2 protein-coding genes are annotated in these 3,486 nt (G+C 57.1%); both read left to right on the top strand.

Annotated features, from left to right (window positions below):
- The first annotated feature begins 893 nt into the window (after positions 1-893).
- Positions 894-2,273: a magnesium transporter gene (gene mgtE, locus NW860_RS11220; protein WP_414514224.1), complete on the top strand. Its 1,380-nt coding sequence runs from the start codon at positions 894-896 to the stop codon at positions 2,271-2,273.
- A gap of 425 nt (positions 2,274-2,698) precedes the next feature.
- Positions 2,699-3,400 carry an MgtC/SapB family protein gene (locus NW860_RS11215; protein WP_414514223.1) on the top strand — a complete coding sequence of 234 codons (702 nt, stop codon included), beginning with the start codon at positions 2,699-2,701 and terminating at the stop codon, positions 3,398-3,400.
- Positions 3,401-3,486: the final 86 nt, after the last annotated feature.

Raw genomic sequence — 3,486 nt, 5'->3', positions numbered from 1 at the left:
TGGGAAGCGCAGCTCATTGAAGCAAGGCCACCAACAAACCACTAACAAAAACCACTAACAAAACAGAGGCGGCGAAGGGTGTGGGTTGCTCAAGGTCGCAAGCCACCGAGATGTAGACTCTGCTGAGTCAGGCTGAGGGCAATGTCGAGACGAGAGGAACCACAAGGGGGCTATTGCTGCTCACCCCGATCTTACCCCTCCAGCTGCCCCACCAATTTTTCACCGGATGAGCTGGAGAAAAAGGGTTGACGGGATCCCACTCCTTCAACTAGCCTAAAGGGGGCTGAAGAGATCCTCTTCTGGCTGTCCGGGTTGTTTCGGTTAACCTTTTTGGAGGAAAACGTTCAACAGCATGGACGCTTCCGGTAGTTGTAGCGCCAGCCACCAGTGGATGGTCTTCGAGAAGCACGTTCTTGAAGATCGGGCTCTTACTGGTGTCTTCTTTTTCCCCGCTGACAGCTTCTGTCGTCGCTTGAGAGGATCCCGTTTCGCCAACGCGAAGGGGTGGGAGAGTTTTCCCGGCTAGCTTTTGACTTGGGTGGCTCTCTCAGTCGGCGACGAACAGATGAGCTGAGCAGAGCCTTACCTGAGCAATGGGTTTGTACAGCCCTGTTCAGAAAAGGGGGGATCAGGAGTAATTCCGAGGGGATTCCCCTTGACTTTCCCGTTGTGGGTTTTGGGGTTTCCGCAGGCCTGGGGATCCCTTGGAGTCCCTTTTATCGGCTTGGGCGCTTGCGATCCAAGCTGGGCTTGGAGGCCTGGCGCTAAACCTACGGCTTGCTGCGCGGCCATCCAAGGGTTTCAGGGCTTCCCTGTGAGCCTTGGAGCACCGGTTGGCTGTTGACCTCCTGGTTCTCTTCATCCCAGCTGACCCCAACGTTCGGAGGTTTATCATGCGGCACAACATTCTTCGCGATCTCCTAACCCCTGCTTCCTTGGAAGCCGCCAAGCGAGAGGCCAACCGCGCTCCCATTGCCGAGCTGGTGCAGCAGTTGATGGAGATTTCACCTCGGGAGCGGGCTTTGGCTTTCCGCTTGCTGGAAAAAGACAGAGCCATTGCAGTGTTTGAGTATCTGCGGCCCGAAGAGCAGGCCGATCTCATTCGCAGCATGGAAAGCCCAGAAGTGATCCGGCTGGTAGAAGCCTTACCTCCGGATGAGCGGGTGCGTCTGTTTGAGGAGCTGCCGGCCAAAGTAACCAAGCGCCTCATTGCCAACCTCAGCCCAGAAGCTCGGGAAGCAGTGAATATCTTGCTGGGTTATCCAGAGCGCAGTGCCGGTCGGCTGATGAACCTGCGCTACTTGTCGGTACGGGATACCCTCACCGTCGGGGATGCTCTGGCCAGCGTGCGGGACTCTCAACTGGGAGACGATGAGCTGGATGTGATTTTTGTGGTGGACGATCAGCGGTTCTACAAAGGTTTGGTTCGCACCGTGCGCCTCGTGAAAGCAGATCCGGATTTGCCCATTCGGGAGCTGATTGAGGGATCGGATATTTTTGCTCGGGTTACCGACCGGGATCTCCAGGCAGCTCGTTTGCTCAAGGATTCAGGCTTGCCGGCCATTCCGGTGGTCGACAGTGAAGGACGCTTGGTGGGTGACATCACTTTTGAAGATGTGATCAATTTGGTGGAAGAAGAGGCTACGGATGCTGCTCTGGCCCAGGCAGGGGTGGCTAGCTTGCTCAGCCGAGACAAGGTTTGGAGCGAGCGCCTGGTTAGAGGCTCCCGTTGGTATGCCGTCCGCCTGCGCATCACGTTTTTAATCATCACCTTGATTGGCGGCATGTTGGTGGGGGGAGTGATCCAAACCTTTGAGGAAGTGTTGCAAGCAGTGACGGCAGCGGCTGTTTTCATCCCCTTGGTCATGGATATGGGCGGTAATGTCGGCACCCAATCTACGACCATCTTTGCCCGTGGCTTGGCTTGGGGCCACATCAACGTGCGGCAGTTTCTCCCCTATTTGCTGCGGGAAGCCAGCATTGGTGGCATTATCGGTGCGATCCTGGGGGCCACGGCTGGGGTGATTGCCTACTTCTGGCAGGGGGCACCCAATGGGATCCCACAATTGGGTCTAGCGGTGGGCTTGGCTCTGGCCATTGTCCTCACTTTGGGGGCTGTCTTGGGCGCCATCTTGCCTTGGGCGATGTTAAAGCTGGGCTTTGACCACGCTCCGGGAGCGGATCCTTTTATCACCACCATTAAAGACTTCACCGGCCTCTGGGTGTATTTCACCCTGGTGGCTTGGCTAGTCGGGGTTGAAGTGGAGCTCTAGGGCTGCGCCGGCGCTGGATCCAGGGGGCACCTCACCGGCAAAGCGCGTTCCAGGAACGAATAATCCAGCCCTTCTTGAGAAATCAGCCTTTCAGAGTCTCGCCACAAGGCCATCGCGACGGCGGCGCAGAGCACTTTTACGAGGTGTCCTTTGACCAACGAAGGGTTACAGCAAACATTTAGGAGGTGTGCCATGACCTTGAAAGTTCTATCTCCCTTGGCTGCTGCTCAATTTCGGTCACGGCTGCAGCAGTATGCCTATCGGGTGGGCATAAAACCTGTGCTTTAGAAACAGGTGGTAAGCTGGCCCCAGAATCCGCCTTTGCTCAACTGGAAGCCCTCTGGCAAACCTTGCAATAGGAAGCCACTGCCCTTGGGATCCCAGATGAGGATGGCTAAACTTTACCCTTTCACGAGAACCGGAGCATGACCTGGATTGACTTCACCTTGCGTTTGGCCGTTGCCTTTGTCCTGGGATCCCTCATTGGCCTGGAGCGACAGTGGCGGCAGCGCATGGCCGGCTTGCGCACCAATACCCTGGTGGCCACGGGTGCAGCTTTGTTTGTCATGCTCTCGGTTCTCACCCCTGATGAAAGCAGCCCGACCCGTATTGCGGCCCAAGTGGTATCGGGGATTGGCTTTTTGGCCGGTGGCGTGATCCTCAAGGAAGGAGCCAGCGTCCGTGGCCTGAACACCGCCGCCACCATCTGGTGTGCAGCCGCGGTGGGAGCCTTTGCCGGATCGGGGTACATTCCCCAAGCTGCCATTGGGGCCGCAGCTGTGTTGATCTCCAACGTTGTGCTGCGTCCACTGGGCTACCGCATCAACCAGCAGCCTTTGAAAGGCACAGAACTGGAACTGGTCTATGAGTGTTCATTTGTCTGCAAAAGCCAAGCAGAGGCCCACATCCGCGCCTTGCTCCTGCAGGGTATAGCTCCCACCCATCTCAAACTGCGCGCCCTCTACAGCGAAGACCTGGAGGACAAGCCCGATCTGGTCAAAGTCGAAGCAGAGCTAGTCACCCAGACCCGCGACGACCAAGCCCTAGAACTTGTCGTCAGCCGCATCAGCCTAGAGCCAGGCGTGATCACTGCCCGATGGCGGATCATCGAACAGGAATTTGGCTGATCCCTCATCCTGCCAACTCCCAACCAGTCAGCAACGCAAACACCAGAAATAAGCCGCCCCCCACCCAATGCACGGCGCGTTCAGAG

The organism is Synechococcus sp. F70.1 (assembly GCF_047502745.1).
In the GTDB taxonomy this organism is placed as follows: Bacteria; Cyanobacteriota; Cyanobacteriia; order Thermostichales; family Thermostichaceae; genus Thermostichus.
Note: the sequence above shows the minus strand (reverse complement) of the source record. Positions and strands in the feature narration are given on the sequence as shown.

Excerpts from the sequence above, each read along its gene's own strand:
- mgtE (WP_414514224.1), top strand. The coding sequence starts at position 894 with ATGCGGCACAACATTCTTCGCGATCTCCTAACCCCTGCTTCCTTGGAA.
- NW860_RS11215 (WP_414514223.1), top strand. The coding sequence starts at position 2,699 with ATGACCTGGATTGACTTCACCTTGCGTTTGGCCGTTGCCTTTGTCCTG.